The organism is Enterobacter asburiae (assembly GCF_007035645.1).
GTDB classification, from domain to species: domain Bacteria; phylum Pseudomonadota; class Gammaproteobacteria; order Enterobacterales; family Enterobacteriaceae; genus Enterobacter; species Enterobacter asburiae_B.
Genome location: NZ_AP019632.1, coordinates 336,032 through 360,594 on the forward strand (window position 1 = coordinate 336,032; position 24,563 = coordinate 360,594).

At 58.7% G+C, this 24,563-nt stretch carries 21 protein-coding genes; 7 read left to right on the forward strand and 14 right to left on the reverse strand.

Annotation, left to right across the window (positions count from 1 at the left end; translation table 11 throughout):
• Positions 1 to 144 precede the first annotated feature (144 nt).
• Entirely contained in the window at positions 145 to 1,791 is a 1,647-nt protein-coding gene (locus FOY96_RS01550; protein ID WP_033144417.1) for a Na+/H+ antiporter, read from the forward strand.
• Between the two features lie 508 nt (positions 1,792 to 2,299).
• On the opposite strand, the gene FOY96_RS01555 is transcribed toward FOY96_RS01550, so the two are convergent.
• On the reverse strand, positions 2,300 to 3,187 hold the full coding sequence (locus tag FOY96_RS01555; protein ID WP_023310061.1) for a LysR family transcriptional regulator: 888 nt from the start codon (positions 3,185 to 3,187) through the stop codon (positions 2,300 to 2,302).
• 102 nt (positions 3,188 to 3,289) lie between these two features.
• Between FOY96_RS01555 and FOY96_RS01560 the strand changes: the two genes are divergently transcribed.
• Positions 3,290 to 3,700 carry a CidA/LrgA family protein gene (locus tag FOY96_RS01560; protein ID WP_021242769.1) on the forward strand — a complete coding sequence of 137 codons (411 nt, stop codon included), beginning with the start codon at positions 3,290 to 3,292 and terminating at the stop codon, positions 3,698 to 3,700.
• Positions 3,693 to 4,382, forward strand: a complete 690-nt coding sequence (locus FOY96_RS01565; RefSeq protein WP_023310063.1) for an LrgB family protein — start codon at positions 3,693 to 3,695, stop codon at positions 4,380 to 4,382. The genes FOY96_RS01560 and FOY96_RS01565 overlap by 8 nt, the downstream gene beginning before the upstream one ends.
• A gap of 32 nt (positions 4,383 to 4,414) precedes the next feature.
• Here FOY96_RS01565 and actP read toward each other — a convergent pair whose 3' ends face one another.
• The 3 genes from actP to acs form a co-directional block, all read right to left on the reverse strand.
• Complete coding sequence (gene actP, locus FOY96_RS01570) at positions 4,415 to 6,064, reverse strand: cation/acetate symporter ActP (RefSeq protein ID WP_033144419.1); 1,650 nt, start codon at positions 6,062 to 6,064, stop codon at positions 4,415 to 4,417.
• Positions 6,061 to 6,375, reverse strand: coding sequence for a DUF485 domain-containing protein (locus tag FOY96_RS01575; RefSeq protein WP_023310065.1), 315 nt, complete (start codon positions 6,373 to 6,375; stop codon positions 6,061 to 6,063). The genes actP and FOY96_RS01575 overlap by 4 nt, the downstream gene beginning before the upstream one ends.
• 135 nt (positions 6,376 to 6,510) lie before the next feature.
• The gene (gene acs, locus FOY96_RS01580; RefSeq protein ID WP_048976116.1) at positions 6,511 to 8,469 is read right to left on the reverse strand and encodes an acetate--CoA ligase; all 1,959 of its coding nucleotides are present in this window, start codon (positions 8,467 to 8,469) and stop codon (positions 6,511 to 6,513) included.
• Between the two features lie 423 nt (positions 8,470 to 8,892).
• Here acs and gltP point away from each other — a divergent pair, with 423 nt between their 5' ends.
• A complete protein-coding gene (gene gltP, locus FOY96_RS01585; protein ID WP_023310067.1) occupies positions 8,893 to 10,206 on the forward strand; it encodes a glutamate/aspartate:proton symporter GltP in 1,314 nt (437 codons plus the stop codon).
• Between the two features lie 83 nt (positions 10,207 to 10,289).
• On the opposite strand, the gene FOY96_RS01595 is transcribed toward gltP, so the two are convergent.
• The 3 genes from FOY96_RS01595 to fdhF all read right to left on the reverse strand — a co-directional run bounded on the left by FOY96_RS01595 (position 10,290) and on the right by fdhF (position 13,709).
• On the reverse strand, positions 10,290 to 10,964 hold the full coding sequence (locus FOY96_RS01595) for a tetratricopeptide repeat protein (RefSeq protein ID WP_033144421.1): 675 nt from the start codon (positions 10,962 to 10,964) through the stop codon (positions 10,290 to 10,292).
• A 121-nt stretch (positions 10,965 to 11,085) separates the two neighbouring features.
• Positions 11,086 to 11,238, reverse strand: a complete 153-nt coding sequence (locus FOY96_RS01600) for a Hok/Gef family protein (protein ID WP_032644722.1) — start codon at positions 11,236 to 11,238, stop codon at positions 11,086 to 11,088.
• Positions 11,239 to 11,561: 323 nt separating this feature from the next.
• The gene (fdhF, locus tag FOY96_RS01605) at positions 11,562 to 13,709 is read right to left on the reverse strand and encodes a formate dehydrogenase subunit alpha (RefSeq protein WP_143346406.1); all 2,148 of its coding nucleotides are present in this window, start codon (positions 13,707 to 13,709) and stop codon (positions 11,562 to 11,564) included.
• Between the two features lie 256 nt (positions 13,710 to 13,965).
• Between fdhF and FOY96_RS01610 the strand changes: the two genes are divergently transcribed.
• Positions 13,966 to 14,697: a response regulator gene (locus FOY96_RS01610; RefSeq protein ID WP_029740750.1), complete on the forward strand. Its 732-nt coding sequence runs from the start codon at positions 13,966 to 13,968 to the stop codon at positions 14,695 to 14,697.
• On the opposite strand, the gene FOY96_RS01615 is transcribed toward FOY96_RS01610, so the two are convergent.
• The 6 genes from FOY96_RS01615 to FOY96_RS01640 all read right to left on the reverse strand — a co-directional run bounded on the left by FOY96_RS01615 (position 14,694) and on the right by FOY96_RS01640 (position 20,857).
• Positions 14,694 to 15,698 (reverse strand): carbohydrate kinase family protein, encoded by a 1,005-nt coding sequence (locus tag FOY96_RS01615; protein ID WP_039262394.1) that lies wholly within the window; start codon positions 15,696 to 15,698, stop codon positions 14,694 to 14,696. The genes FOY96_RS01610 and FOY96_RS01615 overlap by 4 nt on opposite strands.
• Positions 15,698 to 16,558, reverse strand: coding sequence for a ketose 1,6-bisphosphate aldolase (locus FOY96_RS01620; protein WP_048976123.1), 861 nt, complete (start codon positions 16,556 to 16,558; stop codon positions 15,698 to 15,700). The genes FOY96_RS01615 and FOY96_RS01620 overlap by 1 nt, the downstream gene beginning before the upstream one ends.
• 10 nt (positions 16,559 to 16,568) lie before the next feature.
• The gene (locus FOY96_RS01625) at positions 16,569 to 17,255 is read right to left on the reverse strand and encodes a D-lyxose/D-mannose isomerase (RefSeq protein ID WP_143346407.1); all 687 of its coding nucleotides are present in this window, start codon (positions 17,253 to 17,255) and stop codon (positions 16,569 to 16,571) included.
• 115 nt (positions 17,256 to 17,370) lie between these two features.
• On the reverse strand, positions 17,371 to 18,312 hold the full coding sequence (locus tag FOY96_RS01630; RefSeq protein WP_021242935.1) for an ABC transporter substrate-binding protein: 942 nt from the start codon (positions 18,310 to 18,312) through the stop codon (positions 17,371 to 17,373).
• 32 nt (positions 18,313 to 18,344) lie between these two features.
• Positions 18,345 to 19,340, reverse strand: coding sequence for an ABC transporter permease subunit (locus FOY96_RS01635; protein WP_032662554.1), 996 nt, complete (start codon positions 19,338 to 19,340; stop codon positions 18,345 to 18,347).
• Positions 19,337 to 20,857: a sugar ABC transporter ATP-binding protein gene (locus FOY96_RS01640; protein WP_143346408.1), complete on the reverse strand. Its 1,521-nt coding sequence runs from the start codon at positions 20,855 to 20,857 to the stop codon at positions 19,337 to 19,339. Before FOY96_RS01640 ends, FOY96_RS01635 begins: the two co-directional genes overlap by 4 nt.
• A 231-nt stretch (positions 20,858 to 21,088) precedes the next feature.
• Between FOY96_RS01640 and FOY96_RS01645 the strand changes: the two genes are divergently transcribed.
• Together FOY96_RS01645 and yjdP are read left to right on the forward strand one after the other, a co-directional pair.
• Positions 21,089 to 23,371, forward strand: a complete 2,283-nt coding sequence (locus tag FOY96_RS01645) for an ATP-binding protein (protein ID WP_143346409.1) — start codon at positions 21,089 to 21,091, stop codon at positions 23,369 to 23,371.
• A 69-nt stretch (positions 23,372 to 23,440) separates the two neighbouring features.
• Entirely contained in the window at positions 23,441 to 23,764 is a 324-nt protein-coding gene (yjdP, locus tag FOY96_RS01650; RefSeq protein ID WP_039262386.1) for a DDRRRQL repeat protein YjdP, read from the forward strand.
• A 40-nt stretch (positions 23,765 to 23,804) separates the two neighbouring features.
• On the opposite strand, the gene phnP is transcribed toward yjdP, so the two are convergent.
• On the reverse strand, positions 23,805 to 24,563 hold the full coding sequence (gene phnP, locus FOY96_RS01655; RefSeq protein ID WP_143346410.1) for a phosphonate metabolism protein PhnP: 759 nt from the start codon (positions 24,561 to 24,563) through the stop codon (positions 23,805 to 23,807).

The window sequence follows — 24,563 nt, forward strand, 5'->3', positions numbered from 1 at the left end:
CATTGATGCGAAAACGGGTGGCTCAGGCCGCCCGTTTTTATTTTCAGGACTCATCCTGTTGCCTTTTGCGTTACTCTGGAGAAGATAGAATAAAAGGCACGACGCCTTCCGGAGTACATAAGCAACACAGCAAACAGGGAACGCATGGAAATCTTCTTCACAATACTCATCATGACCCTTGTGGTCTCGCTATCCGGGGTGGTTACACGCGTACTGCCCTTTCAGGTCCCCCTGCCATTAATGCAAATTGCCATCGGCGCGCTGCTGGCGTGGCCGACGTTTGGCCTGCACGTGGAATTTGACCCCGAACTGTTCCTCGTGCTGTTTATCCCGCCGCTGCTGTTTGCCGATGGCTGGAAAACGCCCACCCGCGAATTCCTTGAGCACGGGCGCGAGATCTTCGGCCTGGCGCTGGCGCTGGTGGTGGTCACCGTCGTCGGGATTGGTTTTCTGATCTACTGGGCGGTACCGGGTATTCCATTAATACCGGCTTTTGCGCTGGCCGCCGTGCTGTCGCCAACCGATGCCGTGGCGCTGTCCGGCATTGTGGGTGAAGGCCGTATTCCGAAGAAAATCATGGGGATTTTACAGGGTGAGGCGCTGATGAACGACGCCTCCGGCCTGGTCGCCCTGAAGTTTGCCGTGGCCGTTGCGATGGGCACGATGGTCTTTACCATCGGCGGCGCAACCCTGGAATTCTTCAAGGTGGCGATTGGCGGTATTCTCGCAGGCTTCGTGGTGAGCTGGCTGTACGGCCGCTCATTGCGCTTCCTCAGCCGCTGGGGCGGCGATGAACCCGCAACGCAGATCGTACTGCTGTTCCTGCTGCCGTTTGCCTCTTATCTGATTGCCGAACATATCGGCGTGTCGGGCATTCTGGCAGCGGTTGCGGCGGGGATGACCATTACCCGTTCCGGCGTAATGCGCCGCGCGCCGCTGGCCATGCGCCTGCGTGCAAACAGCACCTGGGCCATGCTGGAATTTGTCTTTAACGGCATGGTGTTCCTGCTGTTGGGCCTGCAGCTGCCGGGCATTATGGAATCCTCGCTGGTGGCGGCGGAGGCCGATCCGAACGTTGAGGTCTGGATGCTGTTTACCGACATCGTGCTGATCTACATGGCGCTGATGCTGGTGCGTTTCGGCTGGCTGTGGACGATGAAAAACTTCAGCGTACGTTTCCTGAAGAAAAAGCCGATGGAGTTCGGCTCGTGGACAACGCGTGAGCTGCTGATCGCCTCTTTTGCGGGCGTACGCGGGGCGATCACCCTTGCCGGTGTGCTCTCCATTCCGCTGCTGCTGCCCACGGGCGACGTCTTCCCGGCGCGCTACGAGCTGGTCTTCCTGGCGGCGGGCGTGATTCTGTTCTCCCTGTTTGTCGGCGTGATTATGCTGCCGATTTTACTCCAGCATATTGATGCCGGTGATTCGACTCAGCAGCATAAAGAGGAGCGTATTGCCCGGGCGGCCACCGCCGAAGTAGCAATTGTCGCGATTCAGAAGATGGAAGAGCGTCTGGCCGCGGATGCGGAAGAGAACATCGATAATCAGCTGCTGACGGAGGTCAGTTCCCGCGTGATTGGTAACCTGCGCCGCCGCGCGGACGGGCGTAACGATGTGGAAAGCTCGCTGCAGGAGGAAAACCTGGAGCGCCGGTTCCGCCTGGCGGCGCTGCGCTCAGAGCGCGCCGAGCTGTACCATCTGCGCGCCACGCGCCAGATCAGCAACGAAACGCTGCAAAAGCTGCTGCACGATCTGGACCTGCTGGAAGCGCTGTTGATAGAGAATCAATAGCGCGCTTTTGCCCGGTGGCGCTGCGCTTATCGGGCCTGCGTGCTCGATCGGTTCCCTCTCCTTGTGGGCTGCGGGTTTCCCACAAAATAATGCCTGCACGGACGACCCCCTCTCCCTTGAGGGAGAGGGCTGGGGTGAGGGGGAACATACGGCTGTGGAGGTCATTCCGTTCACTTTATGTTCCTTGCTACTCTGTAACGACATGACCGGTGAACGTGCCAGGGTGGCTCAATCGCCACCACCCTGGCGACCCGGGCTCCCGGCGGTAAATCGCCGCTTCGCGGTGCCCTCAGCTTATTCCTTCAGGCTATCGGGTCGGGCATGAGCCTGCATCCCTGCAGGCCACGCCCTCTCGGCGCATCCCTGCGCCTCGCCCCGGCCTTACGGAAACGCTTCGGCGATTTACAGCCGGACCAGGGTGTCGCTTTAAGTCATTAATTTTGCAGAAGAAGTTTTCATCGCTTCAGGTGAAAAATTACTGGGGATTCCTCAGCCTTGTGGGAGAGGGTTAGGGTGAGGGCACCCAAAACCCCTCACAACACTGCAGCCACGCCTGCGCGCTCTGCGATAAATACACCCCTTCGCGCCAGATCATCCCCAGCTGCCAGTGCAGGTCGCTCTCCAGCGGGATCCAGCGCAGCGTGTTTTTATCCAGCCGCTCGCAAATTGGCTGCGGCAGAATGGCAATCCCCACGCCGGCCTGTACCATCGCCGCCAGGAAATCCCACTGTCCGCTGCGCACCGCTATGCGCGGCTTGACGTTATGCTGGTTAAACAGCGTCATCAGCTGGCGGCTGAGGGCGAAGTCTTCGTTGTAGATCAGCAGAGGGTGCTCGCCGAGCAGTTCAGGTCTCACCGAGTCTAACTTCAGCCAGTCGCCGGAGCGGGGAACCAGCACGCACAGCGGGTGGCTAAAGAGCGGAAGCGTCGCCAGACCGCTCTCTTCCTCAACGGGGAGGGCGGTCATTGCCACGTCGAGCTCGCCGTTGGTGACGGCCTGCTGGACGGTTAACCCACCAAACTCCGAAATCTTCAGCTCAACGCCGGGATAACGCTGGCGAAACAGGCTAATCGGCCCGGCCATCATCATCCCCACCATGGGCGGAATGCCGAGGCGAAGCACTCCTTTCTTCAGATGATTGATATCGCCCAGCTCTGCTTCCAGCTGGCGAAACTCCGCCAGAATCGCCAGACCGCGTTCGAATACTACGCGTCCGGTGTCGGTCAGCAACAGCTTGCGCCCGTCGCGGATCAGCAGGGTACAGTTCAGTTCATCTTCGAGGTTTTTCAGCATTTTGCTGATGGTGGGCTGGGTAACAAACAACTTCTCCGCTGCGCGGGTAAAACTTTGCTGACGAACCACTTCGACAAAATAGCGCAGCGTTCTTATGTCCATGATTATTCCTCGAAACTATACCTTTGATGATTTTAATTCATTTCAGTCCATACCGTGCGCTCTCTATACTGGCGCCTCGTCTCATTTTTGAGGAAAACCCCCATGGCCGTGGCGTTAAGCCGTGTTACGCCTGCCGTTGTGCAACGACTCCAGGTCCCGGTGCAGGTACTGCTCTACGCGGGACTGTTTGTTTTCGCGGAATATCTTGTCGGCTGGCTGCATCTGCCGCTGCCCGCCAATCTTGTCGGGATGCTGCTGATGCTGACGCTTATTCTGTGCCGCGTGATCCCCCTTAACTGGGTACGCGCCGGGGCGCGCTGGCTGCTGGCGGAGATGCTGCTGTTCTTTGTTCCGGCGGTGGTGGCGGTGGTGAACTATGCGCAGCTGCTGATGGTGGACGGCTGGCGAATCTTTGCGGTTATCGCGCTGAGTACGCTGATGGTGCTGGGGGCAACCGCCTGGGTGGTGGATAAAGTGTATCGCTTTGAAATCAGCAGGCACAAACATGACTAATTTTCAGATCAGCGTCTTGTGCCTGATTGCGACGCTGGCGATCTACTTTGCCAACAAGCGGCTGTATCGCCGCTTTCATGCCCTGCCGCTGATGCCGCTGGTCTTCACGCCGATCCTGCTGGTGCTGATGCTGGTCTTCGGCCACATCTCCTGGCAGAACTACATTGGCGAATCCCACTGGCTGCTGTGGCTGCTCGGCCCGGCGACCATCGCTTTTGCCGTCCCCGTTTACGACAACCTGGCGATTATCAAACGCCACTGGATGTCGCTCAGCGCGGGCGTGATCACCGCCACGGTGGTCGCGGTGTGTAGCTCCGTCTGGCTGGCGCGGCTGTTTACGCTGCCCGATGAAATTCAGCGCAGCCTGGCGGTGCGTTCGGTGACCACGCCGTTTGCGCTGGCGGCCGCTAAACCGCTCGGCGGGCAGCCGGACCTGGTGGCGCTGTTTGTTGTCGTGACGGGTGTGTTCGGTATGGCGGTCGGCGATATGTTGTTCCTGCGCTTGTCGATCCGGGAAGGGATGGCGAAAGGCGCGGGGTTTGGCGCGGCATCGCACGGGGCTGGCACGGCACGTTCGTATGAGCTGGGGCAGCAGGAGGGCGTTGTCGCAAGCCTGGTAATGATGCTCTCAGGCGTAGTGATGGTGCTGATTGCGCCGCTGGTGGCGTGGGTGATGTTTTAAACTCCCCGGCCAGAATGACCGGGGAGAAAGGCTTAGTGCGCGCGGCCCTGCTCAACGCCCAGGCCGGTTTGTGAGCGGATGAACTGGGCGCGGAATTTCTCACGCTCCAGGTTACCCTCCGGCGAATTGTCGGTGGCCGAGAAGAACCAGATGCCGATAAACGCCACGGCGATCGAGAACAGCGCCGGGTATTCATACGGGAAGATAGCGCTTGCGTGACCGAGGATCTGCACCCAGATGGTCGGGCCCAGAATCATCAGGATCACCGCCGTAAGCAGCCCCAGCCAGCCGCCAATCATCGCGCCGCGCGTGGTCAGCTTCGACCAGTACATGGAGAGCAGGATGATCGGGAAGTTACAGCTTGCCGCAATCGAGAAGGCAAGCCCCACCATAAACGCGATGTTCTGCTTCTCGAACAGAATGCCTAACAGAATCGCGACCACGCCCAGCACCAGCACGGTGATTTTCGAGACCTTCAGCTCGTCGCGCTCGCTCGCACCTTTGCGGATAACGTTGGCGTAGAGGTCATGCGACACCGCAGACGCGCCGGCGAGCGTCAGTCCTGCAACCACCGCAAGAATGGTGGCGAAGGCCACAGCGGAGATAAAGCCGAGGAACAGGTTACCGCCCACCGCGTCCGCCAGATGCACCGCCGCCATGTTGTTACCGCCAATCAGCGCGCCCGCCGCGTCTTTAAACGCCGGGTTCGCCCCCACCAGCATGATCGCGCCAAAGCCGATGATAAAGGTGAGGATATAGAAGTAACCCATGAAACCGGTGGCGTAGAAGACGCTCTTGCGCGCTTCACGCGCGTCGCTCACGGTAAAGAAACGCATCAGGATATGCGGCAGGCCAGCGGTACCGAACATCAGGCCAAGACCAAGCGAGAGCGCGGATATCGGGTCTTTCACCAGCCCGCCCGGGCTCATGATCGCTTCCCCTTTCGGGTGGACCGCCATCGCTTCGGTGAACAGGTTATTGAAGCTGAACCCGACGTGCTTCATCACCATAAAGGCCATAAAGCTGGCGCCGAACAGCAGCAGGACGGCTTTGATGATCTGCACCCAGGTGGTTGCCAGCATGCCGCCGAACAGCACGTACATCACCATCAGCACGCCAACCAGCACCACCGCGACGTGGTAGTTCAGGCCGAACAGCAGTTCGATCAATTTACCCGCGCCGACCATCTGCGCAATCAGGTACAGCGCCACCACCACCAGCGAACCGCAGGCGGAGAGGGTGCGAATCGGCCCCTGCTTCAGGCGATAGGAGGCCACGTCAGCGAAGGTATAGCGGCCCAGGTTACGCAGGCGTTCGGCAATCAGGAACAGGATGATCGGCCAGCCGACGAGGAAGCCGAGGGAATAAATCAGGCCGTCATAGCCGGAGGTATACACCAGCGCGGAGATCCCGAGGAACGAGGCGGCGGACATAAAGTCACCCGCAATCGCCAGCCCGTTCTGGAAGCCGGTAATGTTGCCGCCAGCGGTGTAGTAATCGTTACGGGAGCGCACGCGTTTCGACGCCCAGTAGGTGATGTACAGCGTCAGCAGGACGAAAATCAGGAACATCACAATGGCCTGCCAGTTGGTTGGCTGGCGCTGGACCTCGCCGGTAATGGCATCCGCCGCGTGGGCGGCAAAGGGAAGCGTGGCGGCGAGCGCCGTCAGAACTCTCTTCATGATGCTTTCACCTCTTGCAGTACCGCTTTATTAAGTCGATCGAATTCACCGTTCGCGCGCCAGACGTAGACGCCGGTCAGCAGGAATGAAATCACAATCACGCCAATGCCAATCGGAATACCGCGCGTCACGCTGGTCCCCTCGTGCAGCGGGGTGCCCAGCCAGTGCGGGGCAAAGGCGATCAGCAGAATAAAGCCGACGTAGATAACCAGCATGATGATGGAAAGGATGAAGGCAAACCGTTGCCGCTTATCGACGAGCTCCCTGTAGTGCGCACTATTCTCTATCTGCTGACAAATATCGTTATTCATCACAGAGTCTCCAAAGGTAAGGTAGGTTTGTTTTTAGTCCCCTCTCCCTTTTGGGGAGAGGGTTAGGGTGAGGGGAGGAAGGTGCGGTCTGATGCCCTCACCCCAGCCCTCTCCCACAGGGAGAGGGAGAAAACACTAGGAAGGCATCGCGATGGCCTGCTTCTCTTCGAGCAGTTTTTCCACCACGCCAGGATCCGCGAGCGTTGAGGTATCACCGAGGTTGCTGGTGTCTCCAGCCGCGATTTTGCGCAAGATACGACGCATAATTTTGCCGGAACGGGTTTTCGGCAGCGAGTCGGTCCAGTGCAGCACGTCCGGCGTCGCCAGCGGGCCAATCTCTTTACGCACCCAGTTGCGCACCTCAGCGTAGAGCTCAGGCGACGGCTCTTCGCCGTGGTTCAGAGTGACATAGGCGTAAATCGCCTGGCCTTTGATGTTGTGCGGAATGCCCACAACCGCCGCTTCGGCAATCTTCGGATGCGAGACCAGCGCCGATTCAATCTCAGCAGTGCCCAGACGGTGGCCGGAGACGTTCAGCACGTCGTCCACGCGCCCGGTTATCCAGTAATAGCCATCTTCGTCACGACGCGCGCCGTCGCCGCTGAAGTACATGTTTTTAAAGGTCGAGAAGTAGGTCTGCTCGAAGCGATCGTGATCGCCGAACAGGGTACGCGCCTGACCCGGCCAGGAATCTGTGATCACCAGGTTGCCTTCGGTGGCGCCTTCCAGCGGGTTGCCTTCGTTATCCACCAGCGCAGGCTGCACGCCGAAGAACGGACGGGTTGCGGAACCGGCCTTCAGCTGCGTGGCGCCCGGCATCGGAGTGATCATGAAGCCGCCGGTTTCGGTCTGCCACCAGGTGTCCATCACCGGGCATTTCTCGTTGCCGATTTTCTTCCAGTACCACTCCCAGGCTTCCGGGTTGATTGGCTCACCCACGGAACCGAGGATGCGCAATGAAGAGCGGTCAGTGCCTTCGATGGCTTTATCGCCTTCCGCCATCAGTGCGCGGATCGCCGTTGGCGCGGTGTAGAGAATGTTGACCTGGTGTTTGTCGACCACCTGACACATACGCGCCGGGGTCGGCCAGTTTGGTACGCCCTCAAACATCAGCGTTGTTGCGCCACAGGCCAGCGGGCCGTACAGCAGGTAGCTGTGTCCGGTAACCCAGCCCACGTCGGCGGTACACCAGTAGATGTCGCCCGGATGGTAGTCGAAGACGTATTTGAAGGTGGTGGCCGCATAGACCAGATAGCCGCCGGTGGTGTGCAGCACGCCTTTCGGCTTACCGGTGGAGCCGGAGGTGTAAAGAATGAACAGCGGATCTTCTGCGTTCATCTCTTCCGGCTGATGCTGGTCGCTCGCGTTCTCAATCAGGTCGCTCCACCACAGGTCGCGCCCCTCGGTCCAGTCGATTTTGCCGCCGGTACGCTTAAGGACGATGACGTTACTGACCGTTTTGACGTTCGGGTTTTTCAGCGCTTCGTCGACGTTTTTCTTCAGTGGGATACCGCGTCCGGCGCGCACGCCTTCATCGGCGGTGATCACCAGTTTTGAACTGGAATCGACAATACGGCCCGCAACCGCCTCTGGCGAGAACCCGCCGAAAATGACCGAGTGGATCGCGCCGATACGCGCGCAGGCCAGCATGGCCACCGCAGCTTCCGGCACCATCGGCATATAAATAGCGACTACATCGCCTTTTTTAATGCCCTTTTCCAGCAGGACGTTGGCGAAGCGGCACACGTCGCGGTGCAGCTCTTTGTAGGTAATGTGTTTGCTTTGCGAGGCATCATCGCCTTCCCAGATGATGGCCGTCTCGTTCCCGCGCTCGGCGAGGTGACGATCGAGGCAGTTCGCCGCCAGGTTCAGGGTGCCATCTTCATACCATTTAATGGAGACATTGCCGGGTGCAAAGGAGGTGTTCTTCACCTTCTGATAAGGTTTGATCCAGTCAAGGATATGGCCCTGCTCACCCCAGAAGGTGTCCGGGGCGGTGATAGATTGCTGATATTTCTCGTGGTACTGCTCCGGGGTGATCAGGCAACGGTCCGCAATATTTGCGGGAATGTCGTGTTTATGTATTTGGCTCATGGCTTTTTTTCTCCTTGTAAGATGTTAATAATATGTCGCAAAAACGTTAATTGTAGGGGCTTTACAAGCTTTGTTTATTATTTGGGCTACAGATCACGCATTGTTTGAAGAGTATGAAAATTGAGCGAATGAAACTTTGAAGGAAAATAATTGATGCTGACGATTATTCACATTTATGTTTAAAAAAGCGTTTTTATAACAAAAGGTTATTTATCAGAATTAGAACAAACTCCCGTCATCGTCGCTTTTGTGAGTGAAACGCGTCGTTCTTTAAGGCTTGCGCAACAGGTCGCGCAAATGATACTCATACGCCGCGTTAAAAAATCCCATAAACCAACGCAACACAATTCATACCCTTTCAGTATGTCTCCCTGTTCATGCAGTTTGAGTGAATAAGGCGCTTCATTGAGGAAGTCAGTTTCTATGAAAAACGTTAAAGTCAGCCTTGCCTGGCAGATCTTAATCGCCCTTGTGCTGGGCATCTTGCTGGGCAGTTACCTCCACTATCATAGCGACAGCCGCGAATGGCTGATTGCGAACCTGCTTTCACCGGCAGGGGATATCTTTATTCATCTGATCAAGATGATCGTGGTGCCGATTGTGATCTCGACGCTGGTGGTCGGTATTGCGGGCGTCGGCGATGCGAAGCAGTTAGGCCGTATTGGTGCGAAAACCATTATCTATTTCGAAGTGATCACTACGGTTGCGATTATCCTCGGTATCACGCTGGCGAACGTGTTCCAGCCGGGGTCCGGGATCGATATGTCGCAGCTGGCAACGGTGGATATTTCGAAATACCAAAGTACGACCGCTGACGTGCAGAGCCATGCGCATGGCCTGATGGGCACTATCCTGTCGCTGGTGCCGACCAATATCGTGGCGTCGATGGCGAAGGGCGAGATGCTGCCTATCATCTTCTTCTCGGTGCTGTTTGGTCTGGGGCTCTCTTCCCTGCCGGCGACGCACCGTGAGCCGCTGGTGACCGTGTTCCGCTCTATCTCCGAAACCATGTTCAAAGTGACGCACATGGTGATGCGTTACGCGCCGGTAGGGGTGTTTGCGCTTATCGCCGTCACCGTGGCGAACTTCGGTTTTGCCTCCCTGTGGCCGCTGGCGAAGCTGGTGCTCCTGGTGCACTTCGCCATTCTGTTCTTCGCGCTGGTGGTGCTGGGGATCGTGGCGCGCCTGTGCGGGCTGAGCATCTGGATCCTGATTCGCATCCTGAAAGATGAGCTGATTCTGGCGTACTCCACGGCAAGTTCTGAGAGCGTGCTGCCGCGCATCATTGAGAAGATGGAAGCCTACGGCGCGCCTGCCTCTATTACCAGCTTCGTGGTACCGACCGGCTACTCCTTTAACCTGGACGGTTCGACGCTGTACCAGAGCATCGCCGCTATCTTTATTGCGCAGCTGTACGGCATTGACCTGTCGCTGTGGCAGGAGATCGTGCTGGTGCTGACGCTGATGGTGACGTCCAAAGGTATTGCAGGCGTTCCGGGCGTCTCCTTCGTGGTGCTGCTGGCAACGCTTGGCAGCGTCGGTATTCCGCTGGAAGGTCTGGCGTTTATCGCCGGTGTCGACCGTATCCTCGACATGGCGCGTACCGCGCTGAACGTGGTGGGGAATGCCCTGGCGGTGCTGGTTATCGCCAAGTGGGAACACAAATTCGATCGTAAAAAAGCGCTGGCGTATGAACGCGAGGTGCTGGGTCGTTTTGATAAGACGGCCGACCAGTAATGTCAAAAGCCGGGTGGCGGCTTCGCCTTACCCGGCCTACACAAGTCGTAGGCCCGGTAAGCGCAGCGCCACCGGGCAATGCTTTACTCTCCGCTCAGCGCATCAAACTCTTCGCATCCCGTATCAAACCCTTCAGTGCAGCTCAGGTTCAACCAGTACAGCGCTTTCTGTTTATTGGGCGTGATAAAGCCTTTCTCACCCTGCCTGAACAACATCCCTGCCCAGTATTCGGAGTAGCCCGTGCGTGAAAGTGCCGAGCTCCGCTTGAACCACGAGGCGGCCTGCACGTCGTCCTGAACCACTTCAACGCCGTTGGCATAAATCAGCCCGAGCAGCATTTGCGCATCTACCGCAGAGTCGTTATCGATATCTTCGGCCGCCGTTTGCAGCAGTTTGATGGCCTGAGGATAGTCAGTTTTACCTGCCTGAGTGTTGACCAGCACGCGCGCCAGCATGATCGCGCCGCGTTTGCTGCCCGCGATGGTTGCCTGCTGCGCCAGTGCCTTAGCTTGCGCATAATTTCCCTGGGTAAAGAGGATTTGAGAGAGCAGCCCCATGGCGTCGACGTCGCCACCTTTAGCGGCTTTCTCGGCCCACAGCGCGGCCTGCTTGCTGTCACCGGAGCTAAAGTATGTATCGGCCAAATAATACTGGGCACGGGCGTCACCCGCTTCAGCCTGTTCTTTGTACTGACTGCCAATCTCGTCGGCACGGACAAGCGATGTAAAAAGTAACAACAACAGAAAAATATGTTTCATGGGTTCTTATCATCGGGGTACACGCCGCGCAGTATAATCGCGGCGACAGAAGAAAAAAATGGGTGCATTAAGACCTCAGCATCCTGCAAGCCGGGCGGAACAGTGGTTCCGCCCGTAGAGGTTAGCCTGCGTTACAGGCTAATTTTGCCGCCACCTCCTGATGTTCACCCTTTATTGAAAACTCGCATAACTTACCTCGAGTAATAAAGGTAAAGATCACTATCGTCAGGCAAATAATAAAGACGATGCCTAACGCAGTTTTTAATGGCGTCATGCCTTTTACTCCTTGTCAAAAAAAGAATAAGAGGCTACTCTCAACTTGTCGGAGTTGAGGGAGAGTAGCCTCGGGTAAATGAAAATTTCCCGGGGCTTTCTACTTTCTGTCCCTCAACAATGCTCAAGACAGAAAGTCTTAAGCACCCGCCGCACATCTTATCCCTCTGAATTAAAATGCAAAGATGTAATTCTTTTTCGCGAAAATTACATTATTTCTGCGAGCCGCTTTCCAGAATAATAATTCATATATTTGATGAGTTAATCGGAAATAAAAAGGGAGTGAATATCTCACTCCCTTTATTCACTGATGAATTAACGGCTTCAGCCCATTGCGCTTTCGCGCAGTCGGGCTTTCAGCTTGTTATATTCGTCGATGACATACTGTTCTGCAGCGTGCTGATCCGCAATCGGCTCCACGCGTACGGCGCAGTATTTATACTCCGGCGTTTTGGTTATCGGGCTTAAGTTCTCCGTGACCAGCTCGTTACAGGCGCCAATCCACCACTGGTAGGTCATATAGACCGCCCCTTTGTTCGGACGATCGCTGACCTGCGCTCGGGTAATGATCCGGCCTTTGCGCGAGTTCATCCACACCAGCGCTTCATCCTCAATGCCGAGGCGCTCAGCGTCGGCGGTGTTGATTTGCGCGTAGCCCGGTTCGTCCGCCAGCGCCGCCAGCGCGGCGCAGTTACCCGTCATCGAACGGCAGGAGTAGTGGCCCACTTCTCGCACAGTGGAGAGCACCATCGGATACTCGTCGGTGAGCTTATCGATTGGCGCGACCCAGTCGCAGGTGAAGAACTGCGCCAGCCCGTTCGGGGTGTCGAACTTCTCTTTAAAGAGGTATGACGTCCCCTGATCGGCTTCTGACTCATCGCGACACGGCCACTGGATGTACCCCAGCTCACCCATTTTTTCATAGGTTGCCCCGTAGAAGTCCGGACACAGATTGCGCAGCTCGTCCCAGATCTCCTGAGTGTTGTTGTAGTGCATCGGGTAGCCCATGCGGGTGGCTATTTCGCTGATGATCTGCCAGTCCGTTTTCAGATCCCACTTCGGCTCGACCGCCTTAAAGAAGCGCTGGAAGCCGCGGTCCGCCGCCGTGTAGACGCCTTCATGCTCGCCCCAGGAGGTCGACGGTAAAATCACATCCGCCGCCGCCGCGGTTTTAGTCATGAAGATATCCTGGACAATCACCAGCTCCAGATCCTCAAACCCTTTGCGCACCGCAGACAGCTCGGCGTCGGTCTGGAGCGGATCTTCACCCATGATGTAGGCCGCACGCACCTCGCCGTGCGCCGCGCGGTGCGGCAGCTCGCTGATGCGATACCCGGTGTGTTCCGGCAGGCTTTCTACGCCCCAGGCCTTCGCGAACTTAGCGCGGTTTTCCGGGAACTTCACGTACTGGTAGCCCGGGTAGGTGTCCGGCAGCGCGCCCATATCGCAGGCGCCCTGGACGTTATTCTGACCACGTACCGGGTTGACGCCGACGTGCGCTTTACCCAGATTGCCGGTCAGCATCGCGAGGCTTGTCAGAGAACGCACGGTTTCCACGCCCTGATAGAACTGGGTCACGCCCATTCCCCACAGGATGGCGGCGGTTTTCGCCCCGGCATACATCCGTGCCGCCTGGCGGATCTCCTGCGCGCTGACGCCGGTGATTGTTTCCACCGACTCTGGCGTATAGCCTTCGACAATTTTACGATACTCTTCAAAACCTTCCGTACGGGTCGCGACAAACGCCTGGTCGTACAGGTTCTCCTCAATAATGACGTGCCCCATTGCGTTCAACAGCGCGATGTTCGAGCCGTTTTTCAACGCGATGTGCATATCCGCAATGCGCGCGGTTTCAATTTTGCGCGGATCGCAGACGATGATTTTCGCCCCGTTCTGCTTAGCGCGAATAACGTGGTTCGCGACGATAGGGTGAGAATCCGCCGGGTTATAACCAAAGATGAAGACGAGATCGGTGTTCTCTATCTCGTTGATGGCATTACTCATTGCGCCGTTACCGACCGACTGGTGCAGACCTGCAACCGATGGGCCGTGTCAAACGCGAGCGCAGCAGTCGACGTTATTGGTTCCAATAACGGCGCGCGCGAATTTTTGCATCACATAGTTGGTTTCATTCCCCGTCCCGCGTGAGGATCCGGTGGTCTGAATCGCATCCGGGCCATACTTGGCCTTGATGGCGCTCAGACGCGTGGCGACGTAATCCAGCGCCTCGCTCCAGGAGACGGCTTCCAGCTTGCCGCCGCGCTCGCGGCGGATCATAGGGGTTTTCAGGCGCGGGGTGAGGATTTGGGTATCGTTAATAAAATCCCATCCGTAGTAACCTTTCAGGCATAGCGTGCCCTGGTTGGTTTTCCCCTGTGCGGCCTCCGCCCGGACGATTTTGCCGTTATCGACCACCAGGTGGATCTTGCAACCTGAGGCACAATAAGGGCAAACCGTGACGACTTTTTTCATCAGTCTGCTCCAGTTAATCGAATCATTCGCACCCACTATGCAGCTTCTATGCCATGTTTTTTGTATGGGTATACCCTGACTTTACGGTCCCTTCGCGGTGAAAACCCTGACAAAAAGCAGCCAATCGTCAAAATTGACGTGTCGACAGGGCAGCGGATGTGACATGGGTTGAATTTCCGTCACTGAAAAAACCATTTGACTGGAGCCGACGGCAGAATGGTTCAGACTTAACATAATCCCCTGACGGAAGCATACGATGAAACCGGCGATCCTGGTGGTTGATGACGATACGGCAGTCTGCGAACTGCTTCAGGACGTGCTGAGCGAGCACGTCTTTAGCGTGCTTGTCTGCCATAACGGCCAGGATGCACTGCGGCAGGTACAGCAGGAGCCGAATATCGCGCTGGTGCTGCTGGATATGATGCTGCCGGATATCAACGGCTTACAGGTTTTGCTGCAGCTGCAAAAGCAGCGCCCGGCGCTACCGGTGATCATGCTAACCGGGCTGGGCAGTGAGTCAGACGTGGTGGTGGGGCTGGAGATGGGGGCCGACGATTATATTGGCAAACCGTTCAACCCGCGCGTGGTGGTCGCCCGCGTAAAAGCGGTATTGCGCCGTACCGGCGTGCTGGCGGCGGAAGTCCCCGCAGCGCCCGTAGCGGGCATTGCTTTTAACGGATGGACGCTTGATACCACCCGCTGTGAGCTGAGCGATCCGCAGCGTAACCCTGTTCCCTTAACCCAGGGCGAGTACGGCCTGCTGCTGGCGCTTACGCAAAATGCCCGTCGGGTGCTGAGCCGTGACCGGCTGCTTGAGCTGACCCACAGCGAAAGCGCGGACGTGTTCGACCGCACGATTGACGTGCTGATCATGCGCCTGCGCCGGAAGATCGAGGCTAATCCGCATCAGCCTGCGCTCATCAAAACCATCCGTGGGCTGGGCTATGTGTTTGCCACCGATGTTTCTCATAGCGAGAAAGCGGCCTAGGTATTCTCTTTGATAAACAGCTGCAGCTCGGCCAGCGTTTTCGCGCCGTCAATCGCATTGGCGGCCAGCAGGCTGGCCCGCGCACAGGCGTGTGCCAGATAAATGCTCTCCGTGAGCGGCAGCGATTCATGGCAGCCGTATAAAAACCCCGCGCAAAACGCATCGCCCGCGCCAACGCTGCCGACAATCTCTTTCTGCTCCAGTAACCATGAGGGGATCCAGCGACCTTGCTCACCCGGCGCTTCGCCCCATGCGCCTTCCGGACAGTGGATCACCACCCGCTGACGCACGCCTGCCGCCAGCAGCTGCGTCGCGGCATCGGCGATATGGGCGATATTCAGCGCATCGTCGGCGTCGCGCATCTCCAGTCCGCTAAACTCCCCGGCTTCCAGCTCGTTAATCACCAGATAATCAAGGTGACGCAGGGCTGGGAGCACCAGCGGCTGATAGCGCGGGTCGCCCTTGCGGGAAACCAGATCGAGCGACGTTTCATACCCCTGGTCGCGCATCTGCGCCAGCAGGCGCGCGCTGCGGGTGCCAAACTCGTCATCGGGCATATCCAGGCTGTCGAGCAGCAGCAGGTAGCCGAGATGGAAGATCTTCATCGATCCGTCTAAGCGATCGAAGGCGGGAAGATCCAGCAGGCGGTTGGCGCCCGGCGAGTGGAAAAAGGTGCGCTGTCCGCTGGGATCGGTCATCACCTGCGACATGGAGGTTGGTGCAAAGGTGGTGCGCTGGACGCGCTGGCGGTTGACGTGGTACTGGTCCAGCATCGCCAGAATGTAATCCCCGTCGGCATCTTCGCCAATCAGCCCCACCGCCTGCAGCGGCAGGCCAACGTGCATTTTCGCCAGCGTCAGCAGCACGTTGAGCGGCGCGCCGCCGGTTGAGCGTTCGCTGTGGGTGATTTCCGCCAGCCAGCCGCGCTCCGGCCACTGCACGATCTGGTGGACGTGATCCACCAGCATGTTGCCTGCGGCGATGATGCCTTTGCGTTCCATTATGCCTGCCCCGCGCTGCCGAAGATGCGCATCTGTTCGGCGACCGTATCGGCAATCGCCTCTTCTATCCCCAGCAGCAGCTCGGCAAATTCATCGTACAGCGGCTGGCGGTTCGCCATGCGCTGCTCAACGGCGGCGAGTGCGGCCTGCGACATGCCGGTGTAGAAGTTGATTTTATGAATGCCGAGCTCGATGGCGCGGCGGAAGTCGGCATCGCTAATCCCGGAGCCGCCGTGTAAAACCAGCGGCAGGCCCGTCTGCTGGCGAATGGCGTCCAGGCGTGGGAAATCGAGTTTTGGCTCGCCCTTGTATTTGCCGTGCGCGTTGCCGATGGCAACCGCCAGCGCGTCAATGCCGGTTGAATCGACAAACTCGCGCGCCAGCTGCGGGTCGGTAAAGAACGCTTCATCCGCATGCCCGTACAGCGCGCCGCCTTCATCGCCACCGACCGCGCCCAGCTCCGCCTCCACCGACACGCCGACCGCGTGGCACATCTTCACCACCTCCCGCGTCTGGCGAATATTCTCCTCATAGCTCAGCGTAGAGCCGTCGAACATCACCGAGCTGAACCCTAAGCGCAGGGCGCGCACCACCGCCTCGAAATGCAGGCCGTGATCGAGGTTGAGCACCACGGGAATGTCGTGACGGGCGGCTTCGAACTTCACCGCTTCGACAAGCGAATCCAGCGACACGTACTTAAAGTGCACTTCGGCGATGTTGATGATAAACGGCGAGCGCTCCTGCTTTGCGGCGGCGAACAGAGCGCGCAGGAAGTGGGAGTCGAGCACGTTAAACGCGCCCAGCGCGTAGCGGTGTTGTCTGGCGTGCGCAAGACCGTCGGCAAGAGAAATCAATGGCATCATTCACCCCTTATATCCGAAACTGGTTGTACTCGTTGCACAGCACCAGCAGCGCCGGCTCGTCTTCTTCGATGTTGTTATAGCGGGCAACGGGCTGCAAAAAGTGGTTGTCGTGCTCGTCGTCATTGACCGAGGACACTTCCCCGACCAGCACGTCGCCGAAGCCGCGTTCGCCCCAGAAGCTGTGGTACAGAGTGGGTGTCAGGCAGATGCTTTCCCCTGGCGTGAGGCGCAGCTGGCTTCCGGGCGCGTGGGTCTGACGGCAGCCGTCGACGGTGACCGTCACGTCGGTGTTTTCCGTCTCTTCATGCGCCCCGGCATTCCATAACTCAATAATCAGATTCCCGCCGCCCCGGTTGATGATGTCTTCCCGCTTGCGCCAGTGAAAATGCATCGGCGTCACCTGGCCGTCGCGCACGTGCATAATTTTTTCGGCATAGCACTTTTCATAAGGCACGCCGTTGGGCGAGCCGTTGCGCAGGGTAAACAGCGTCAGGCCCTCAGCGGCAAAGCTGTTGCCGCCGAACGCCGTCACGTCCCAGCCGAGCTTGAGGTCGAACACTTCCTGCCATGCGGCCTGGTCAAGCTGCTGCCATTTCGTTGGCGGAAAGCTGGCAAACGGCGGGAGGTGCACGTCGTGCATGGAAAAAAACTGTCGCGTGTGGCCGAGAATTTCATTGATGTCGGAGCGTTTCATGGGGACTCCTGGCTTTTTTTGCAAAACCCTAGCCCTCACCCTCAAGGGGGAGGGGGAGTAAGTTCCCTCTCCCTGTGGGAGAGGGTTAGGGTGAGGGCATCAGGCCGCACCGAAGTTACTTAACCGTCCAGCCCTTATACGTGCCGACGTTCTTTTTATCGATCATCGTCACCGGGATCAGCACAGGCGCTTTCGGCGCAGGTTTGCCCTGAAGAATGTCATAGCCGATCTCCACCGCTTTTGCCGCCATCACCTGCGGATCCTGCGCCGGGGTCGCGACAAACAGCGAGTTTTCCCGCTTCAGCGCTTCCTCGCCGTCCGGGCTGCCATCCACGCCGACAATAAAGAACTCGTTGCGCTGAGCCTGCTTCGCGGCCAGATCGGCGCCGATCGCGGTCGGATCGTTAATCGCAAACACGCCGTCGATCTTCGGATTGGCCGCCAGCAGGGAGGTCATGACTTCCAGACCGCCTTCACGACTGCCCTTGGCGTTTTGGTTATCCGAGAGCACCTTGATATCCGGATGTTTTTTGAATTCCGTCTGGCAGCCTTCCACGCGGTTTTGCACCGCAGAGACCGGCGGTCCGTTGATGATCACCACGTTGCCTTTGCCTTTCAGGCGATCGGTAATGTACTTACAGGCCATTTCGCCCGCCTGGGTGTTATCGGAGGTGATGGTCGCATCCGCCCCTTCCGCCGCCACGTCAACCGCAACGACCACTATCCCGGCGTCCTTCGCGCGCTTCACCGCCGGGCCGATCCCTTTGGAATCCGCGGCGTTGAGGATGATCATGTCCACCTTCGCGGCGATGAAGTTATCGATCTGCGCCACCTGCTGGCCCAGATCGTAACCGCTGGAGACCAGCGTCACCTTGACGTTATCGCCTGCCAGCTTGCGCGCTTCCAGCTCGGCACCTTTGGTGATCTGCACGAAGAACGGGTTAGCCAGGTCGCCCACCGTCACGCCGATGGACTTCAGATCTTTTGCCTGCGCAAACGGCGTTGCGGCAAGCAGCGCGCCAGCACAGAGCGCGGTCACTAACGGTTTCAAACGCATGTTGTTTTCCTCGAAGCTGTAGGGTTTTGTTGTTATGCACTTTGATGGTGTCGGGTACGGTATTTGTCGATCAGCACCGCTATGATGATCACCGCCCCTTTGATCACCAGCTGCCAGAAGTAGGAGACGCCCATCAGCGTCATGCCGTTGTTGAGGGTGGCGATGATTAATGCGCCGACCAGCGTGCCGGTGATCGTGCCGATCCCGCCGACGAAGCTGGTGCCGCCGAGGATCACCGCCGCAATCGCATCCAGCTCGTAGCCCGTGCCGAGGTTGCCGTTGGCGCTGTAGAGGCGCGAGGCGCTCATCACGCCGCCGAGCCCGGAGAGCAGGCCGCTCATGCCGTAGACAAACAGCAGCACCAGCCAGACCTTGATGCCGGTCAGTCGCGCCGCCTGCATGTTGCCGCCCACCGCGTAGATGTGGACGCCGAGCGTGGTGCGGCGCAGGATGAACCAGCAGATAGCAATCACCGCAAGGGCAATGACTACCAGCCACGGGATCGGGCCGAGGTAGTTATTGCCGATCCACTCGAAGCTGATGTTGGAGTTAATGACCGTCGTGCCGTCCGCCAGCAGATACGCCGCGCCGCGCAGCGCCGTATAGGTGCCGAGCGTCACGATGAAGGGCGGCAGCCCGGCAAAGGCCACCAGCGCGCCGTTGAACAGACCCAGCACCATGCCGAGCATCAGCGCGGCCGGAATGGAGAGCATCGCAAATTCAGGGATAAGCGAGACCACCATCGCCGCTACCGCCGTGGTGCCCAGAATCGAGCCCACGGAGAGGTCAATCCCGCCGGTTAAAATGATGAAGGTCATTCCCGCCGCCAGCACGATGTTGATCGACGCCTGACGGGTAATGTTGAGCAGGTTGCTCTCGGTGAAGAAGTTCGGGGCGATAAAGCCAAATACCGCCACAATCAGGATAAGAATCGGCAGGATGCCGACCGTTTGCATCAGATCGCTCATCAGCATTTTTTTGGCGGAGGCGGATTTCGCCACCTGCTGCGGATGGGTTGGAGTTGTCATGATTGCACCGCCTGATGATGAGTGTCGTTCACGCCGGTTGCCAGCGTCATAATGTTTTCCTGAGAGATGTCGCGCCCGTGGAGTTCACCCGCAATGCTGCCTTCCCGCATCACGTACACCCGGTCGCTCATGCCCACCACTTCCGGCAACTCGCTGGAGATCATTAAAATCGCCACCCCTTTGCGCGCCATCTGGTTCATGATGCGGTAGATCTCGCTTTTCGCGCCGACGTCCACGCCGCGCGTAGGTTCGTCCAGAATCAGAATGCGCGGGCCGATGGCCACCCAGCGGGAGATCAGAAGCTTTTGCTGGTTGCCGCCGGAGAGCCCACCCGCGCGCACCTGAGAATGCGGGACGCGGATATTGAGCAGGGCAATCGCGTCATCGGAAATCGACTGGGCTTTTTTGCGGTTTAGCATGCCGAAGGTGGCGTCGCGCTCCAGCGTCGCCATAGTGATGTTCTCCTGTGCCGCCAGCTCCAGAAATAGCCCCTGCTCCTTGCGGTTTTCGGTGAGAAAACCGATGCCGTTATCAATGGCCGCGCGCGGGGAGTGGATCACCACCGGCTCGCCGTCCACCTCAATCATCCCGCCCGTGGCTTTACGCACGCCGAAGATAAGCTGCGCCAGCTCGGAGCGTCCGGCCCCGACCAGGCCCGCCAGCCCGACGATTTCGCCGGAACGCACCTGCAGGCTGCACGGCTGTACTTTTCTGCCGTCGGTGAGGTGGTGGACGTTGAGGCGCGGGCTGCCGAGGGGAATATCACGCTCTTTGTTGAACAGATCGCTTAACGGGCGGCCCACCATCATGCGCACCAGCTCGGAGGCGTTCAGCTTGTCGCGCGTCAGGCTGCCGACGTACTGCCCGTCGCGCAGAACGCTGACGCGGTCAGAAAGTTCATACACTTCCGCCATGCGGTGGCTGATATAGATGATCGCCATCCCTTCATCGCGCAGGCGCAAAATCAGTTCGAACAGGCGGTGCGTTTCCCGCGAGGAGAGGGCGGCGGTGGGTTCATCCATCACCAGAATGCGGCTGTTGCGGTGCAGCGCGCGGGCAATTTCCACCTGCTGCTGCTCGGCGATGGTCAGCTTCATCACCAGGTCAGTGGCATTGAACTGTGCGCCGAGGCGCTCAATCACCGCCTGCGCCTGGGCGGCCATCTCTTTGCGCTGCACCATCCCGCCGCGCGACAGCTCGCTGCCAAGAAAGATATTTTCGGCAACGGTCAGGTTGGGCGCGAGCTGCATCTCCTGATAAATCAGGGTAATGCCTGCGGCCAGCGCATCTTTCGGCCCTTTAATGTGAAACGGCTGACCGTCGATCAGGATCTCACCGCTGGTGGCGGTATAGGCTCCCGCGAGGATTTTCATCAGCGTGCTTTTTCCCGCGCCGTTTTCGCCCATCAGCGCGTGGATCTCTCCGGGAAAGACCGTCAAATCCACACCCTTGAGCGCGTGGAAACTGCCAAACGTTTTGGCAATGCTGCGCATCTCTAATACCGGGGTTCTGCTCATGGCGGATCTCCTGCGAATGCCGATATCTGCACTTCATCACAGGTGCGTAAATGCAAAATGTCAGAAGCTGTTCATATTTGTCATAGTTATGAATAGCTAATGTAGATCACAGTTATTGAACTACCCTCACCCCGGCCCTCTCCCTGAAAGGGAGAGGGAGCAAATCATTCCCTCGCCCCTTTGGGGAGAGGGTTAGGGTGAGGGCACCAAACCGCACAGGAGCCCAAGCCCATGCCATCACGCCGTCCGCCCTTTTTCGCCAGCGCCCGAGGCCGCCTGCTGATTTTTAATCTGCTGGTGGTCGCCGTGACGCTAATGGTGAGCGGCGTGGCGGTGCTCGGCTTTCGTCACGCCAGTCAAATCCAGGAGCAGGTTCAGCAGCAAACGCTGGACGATATGACCGGCAGCATGAACCTGGCCCGCGATACCGCCAACGTGGCGACGGCGGCGGTGCGGCTTTCGCAGGTCGTCGGGGCGCTGGAGTACAAAGGCGAAGCCGAGCGCCTGAAGCAGACGCAAATGGCGCTGCGCCGCTCGCTGGAACAGCTTGCGGAAGCGCCGCTGGCGCAGCAGGAGCCGGCGCTGGTGGCGCGTATTATTCAACGAAGCAATGAGCTACAGCAGAGCGTGACGGAGATGCTTGAGCGCGGCCAGCGGCGCCATCTGGAGCGTAACGCGCTGCTGAGCTCGCTGTATCAAAGCCAGAGCTACCTGCGTCATCTGCAGGACATCAACCGCCGTTACGACAGCAACGTGCCGGATGCGCAGCAGCTGATGGAGATGGACCGGCTGATCGCCGCCGCCATCGACACCCCTTCGCCGCGCGCGACCGTTCAGCAACTGGACGCCGTGGCCGCAGCGCTGCCCCGGAGTGCCGTACAGCCGGTCGTGAAGGGGGTTCTGCCTGATTTTAATGCCGAGTTAGGCAAGCTCGCCCCGCTGTCGAAGCAGCTGGAAGAGAGCGACCTGGCGATAAGCTGGTATATGTTCCACATCAAGGCGCTGGTGGCGATCCTCAACAGCGATATTAATCAGTACGTCGGGCAGGTGGCGCAGGCCTCCCGACTTCGCACTGCCCAGAGCCATCACGAGCTGCAGTCCATCAGCGTGTTTATCAGCTTCTTCGCCGTGCTGGCGCTGATCATCACCGGGTGCGCCTGCTGGTATATCTACCGCAATCTGGCCTCTAACCTGACGGCGATTTCCCGGGCGATGTCGCGCCTTGCTCACGGCGAGCAGGATGTCTCCGTTCCCGCCCTCCAGCGGCGCGATGAGCTGGGCGAGCTAGCGCGCGCGTTTAACGTTTTTGCCCGCAATACCGCCTCGCTTGAGCACACCACGCGCCTGCTGAAAGAGAAAACCACGCAGATGGAGATCGACCGCGTTGAGCGTCAGGGGCTGGAAGAGGCGCTGCTGCACAGCCAGAAGATGAAGGCGGTCGGACAGCTGACCGGCGGGCTGGCGCATGATTTTAACAACCTGCTGGCGGTAATCATCGGCAGCCTTGAGCTCACCGACCCCGAATCAAAAGACGCGCCGCGCATTACCCGGGCGCTGAAGGCGGCCGAGCGGGGTGCCTTACTGACGCAGCGCCTGCTGGCGTTTTCCCGCAAGCAGTCCCTGACGCCGCATGCGGTAGAGATGCTGCCGCTGCTGGAGAACCTCCGGGAGCTGATGCGCCACTCCCTGCCTGCTACCCTCACCCTGGAGATTGAAGCGCAAACCCCGGCATGGCCCGCGTGGATTGACGTTAGCCAGCTGGAAAACGCCATCATCAACCTGGTGATGAACGCGCGCGATGCGATGGAAGGGCAAAGCGGGGTGATTAAAATCCGGACCTGGAATCAGCGCGTCACCCGCAGCGACGGGCGCAGGCAGGATATGGTGGCGCTGGAGGTGATTGACCGCGGCAGCGGCATGTCGCAGGAGGTGAAATCCCGGGTCTTTGAACCGTTCTTCACCACCAAGCAGACCGGAAGCGGGAGCGGGTTAGGCCTGTCGATGGTCTACGGCTTTGTGCGTCAGTCCGGCGGCCGCGTGGAAATTGAAAGCGCGCCGGGGCAGGGAACGACCGTCCGGCTTCACCTCCCGCGCTCGGTGCTGCCTGCTGCGGCAGACGATGAAGCACTGTCAGCCACCGCCTCCGTCGATAGCGAGCGGCTGGTGCTGGTGCTGGAAGATGAGGCGGATGTCCGTCAGACGCTGTGCGAGCAGCTGCATCAGCTCGGCTACCTGACGCTGGAAGCGGACAACGGCGAGCAGGCGCTGAATATGCTGGAGGCTTCACCGGATATTGGCATGTTTATCAGCGACCTGATGCTGCCCGGCAGCCTCAGCGGCGCCGAGGTGATTAACCATGTGCGCAGCCATTATCCGCAGCTTCCTGTGCTGCTGATCAGCGGCCAGGATCTACGGCCCGCGCATAATCCTCAGCTGCCGGACGTCCCGCTACTGCGTAAGCCGTTTACGCGGGTGCAGCTGGCGCAGGCGCTGCGCAAGGTTATGGTAATTTGAGATTCCTCCGCTACCCCGGCTTCCCGCCGTTCATTATCGTAAGGCCAGTTCACCTGCGAGTCTGGCCTTATGAAACGTTACTCAACTGCTCTGTTATTCGGTCTGCTGTCACTCACCAGCCAACTGGCTCATGCCGATATTGTTGATGATGCTATTGGCAACATTCAGCAGGCGATCAACGATGCCTATAACCCCGGCAGCAGCCGCAGCAATGACGACGACGATCGTTATGACCGCAGCCGTCAAATCGACAGTCGACAATACGACGATCGTCGTCGGCAGCTTGAAGACAGACGCCGTCGTTTAGATGAACGTCAGCGTCAGCTGGATGACGACAGACGTCGTCTGGAAGAGGATGAGCGCAGGTTAGAAGACGATTACGATCGAGGCTAAGTGTGGCCTGTTGCCCTCTCCCACAGGAGAGGGAGAAAACCTAATCCAGCACCAGCACCATCCCGTCATAGCCCGCTTCTATGCCCTGCGGCAGCGGGTTATCCATCATCCACACGTCAAACTGATGGCTGATGTGCGTCAGGATCACCTGCGGGCAGCCAATCGCCTCGTTTAACGCAATCACGGTATTTAAGTCGCAATGGTTTCGCGGCGTTTCCTCGCGCGGTTCATGGCTGCAGTCGATAATTATTGCCTGCGGCTGGTTGTTGAGCAGGAACTTCACCGTTTTTTCCGGCAATCCGGCGGTATCGGAAAGCCAGGCCACGCGGCTGTGGGCCGATTCCAGCAAATACCCGAAGGTCAGTTTCGAATGGTTGAGCGGCAGCGGCGTGACCCGCAGACCCTGAAGCTCAAACATCACAAACGGTTCGACCGTGTGGCTGAAATCCAGAATGCCCGGGTGTTTAAACAGATCGTCGCACCCGGCTTCGTCCGGCGGACCGTAAACCGGGATCGTCGCCCCCACGCCCCAGCGCAGGGGGAACAGCCCCTGAACGTGATCCATATGGTAATGGGTGAGCAAGAACTGCTGGAAGCTGCCCGCCGGCCAGTCGTCCATCAGATGCGGAATACCGGCATCCAGCAGGGTGACGGCATCGTTGAATTTCACCACCGCGCTGCACGGGCGACGGCGATAGTTATCCTGCAGGCGCGCCCGGCGACACGCCGCGCAGTCGCAGCCAAAGACCGGCACCAGCTGGGCGCCACCCGTTCCCGTCAACGTGATGGTCAGACTCAT

What these genes read in the sequence shown, in the direction of transcription:
- FOY96_RS01600 (WP_032644722.1), bottom strand. Translation starts at nt 11,238, where the DNA reads ATGACGCCATTAAAAACTGCGTTAGGCATCGTCTTTATTATTTGCCTG.
- FOY96_RS01625 (WP_143346407.1), bottom strand. Translation starts at nt 17,255, where the DNA reads ATGAAACGCTCCGACATCAATGAAATTCTCGGCCACACGCGACAGTTT.
- FOY96_RS01555 (WP_023310061.1), bottom strand. Translation starts at nt 3,187, where the DNA reads ATGGACATAAGAACGCTGCGCTATTTTGTCGAAGTGGTTCGTCAGCAA.
- FOY96_RS01635 (WP_032662554.1), bottom strand. Translation starts at nt 19,340, where the DNA reads ATGACAACTCCAACCCATCCGCAGCAGGTGGCGAAATCCGCCTCCGCC.
- FOY96_RS01610 (WP_029740750.1), top strand. Translation starts at nt 13,966, where the DNA reads ATGAAACCGGCGATCCTGGTGGTTGATGACGATACGGCAGTCTGCGAA.
- phnP (WP_143346410.1), bottom strand. Translation starts at nt 24,563, where the DNA reads ATGAGTCTGACCATCACGTTGACGGGAACGGGTGGCGCCCAGCTGGTG.
- FOY96_RS01560 (WP_021242769.1), top strand. Translation starts at nt 3,290, where the DNA reads ATGGCCGTGGCGTTAAGCCGTGTTACGCCTGCCGTTGTGCAACGACTC.
- actP (WP_033144419.1), bottom strand. Translation starts at nt 6,064, where the DNA reads ATGAAGAGAGTTCTGACGGCGCTCGCCGCCACGCTTCCCTTTGCCGCC.
- FOY96_RS01550 (WP_033144417.1), top strand. Translation starts at nt 145, where the DNA reads ATGGAAATCTTCTTCACAATACTCATCATGACCCTTGTGGTCTCGCTA.
- FOY96_RS01595 (WP_033144421.1), bottom strand. Translation starts at nt 10,964, where the DNA reads ATGAAACATATTTTTCTGTTGTTGTTACTTTTTACATCGCTTGTCCGT.
- FOY96_RS01615 (WP_039262394.1), bottom strand. Translation starts at nt 15,698, where the DNA reads ATGGAACGCAAAGGCATCATCGCCGCAGGCAACATGCTGGTGGATCAC.
- FOY96_RS01620 (WP_048976123.1), bottom strand. Translation starts at nt 16,558, where the DNA reads ATGCCATTGATTTCTCTTGCCGACGGTCTTGCGCACGCCAGACAACAC.
- FOY96_RS01575 (WP_023310065.1), bottom strand. Translation starts at nt 6,375, where the DNA reads ATGAATAACGATATTTGTCAGCAGATAGAGAATAGTGCGCACTACAGG.
- FOY96_RS01640 (WP_143346408.1), bottom strand. Translation starts at nt 20,857, where the DNA reads ATGAGCAGAACCCCGGTATTAGAGATGCGCAGCATTGCCAAAACGTTT.
- FOY96_RS01565 (WP_023310063.1), top strand. Translation starts at nt 3,693, where the DNA reads ATGACTAATTTTCAGATCAGCGTCTTGTGCCTGATTGCGACGCTGGCG.
- FOY96_RS01630 (WP_021242935.1), bottom strand. Translation starts at nt 18,312, where the DNA reads ATGCGTTTGAAACCGTTAGTGACCGCGCTCTGTGCTGGCGCGCTGCTT.
- acs (WP_048976116.1), bottom strand. Translation starts at nt 8,469, where the DNA reads ATGAGCCAAATACATAAACACGACATTCCCGCAAATATTGCGGACCGT.
- yjdP (WP_039262386.1), top strand. Translation starts at nt 23,441, where the DNA reads ATGAAACGTTACTCAACTGCTCTGTTATTCGGTCTGCTGTCACTCACC.
- FOY96_RS01645 (WP_143346409.1), top strand. Translation starts at nt 21,089, where the DNA reads ATGCCATCACGCCGTCCGCCCTTTTTCGCCAGCGCCCGAGGCCGCCTG.
- gltP (WP_023310067.1), top strand. Translation starts at nt 8,893, where the DNA reads ATGAAAAACGTTAAAGTCAGCCTTGCCTGGCAGATCTTAATCGCCCTT.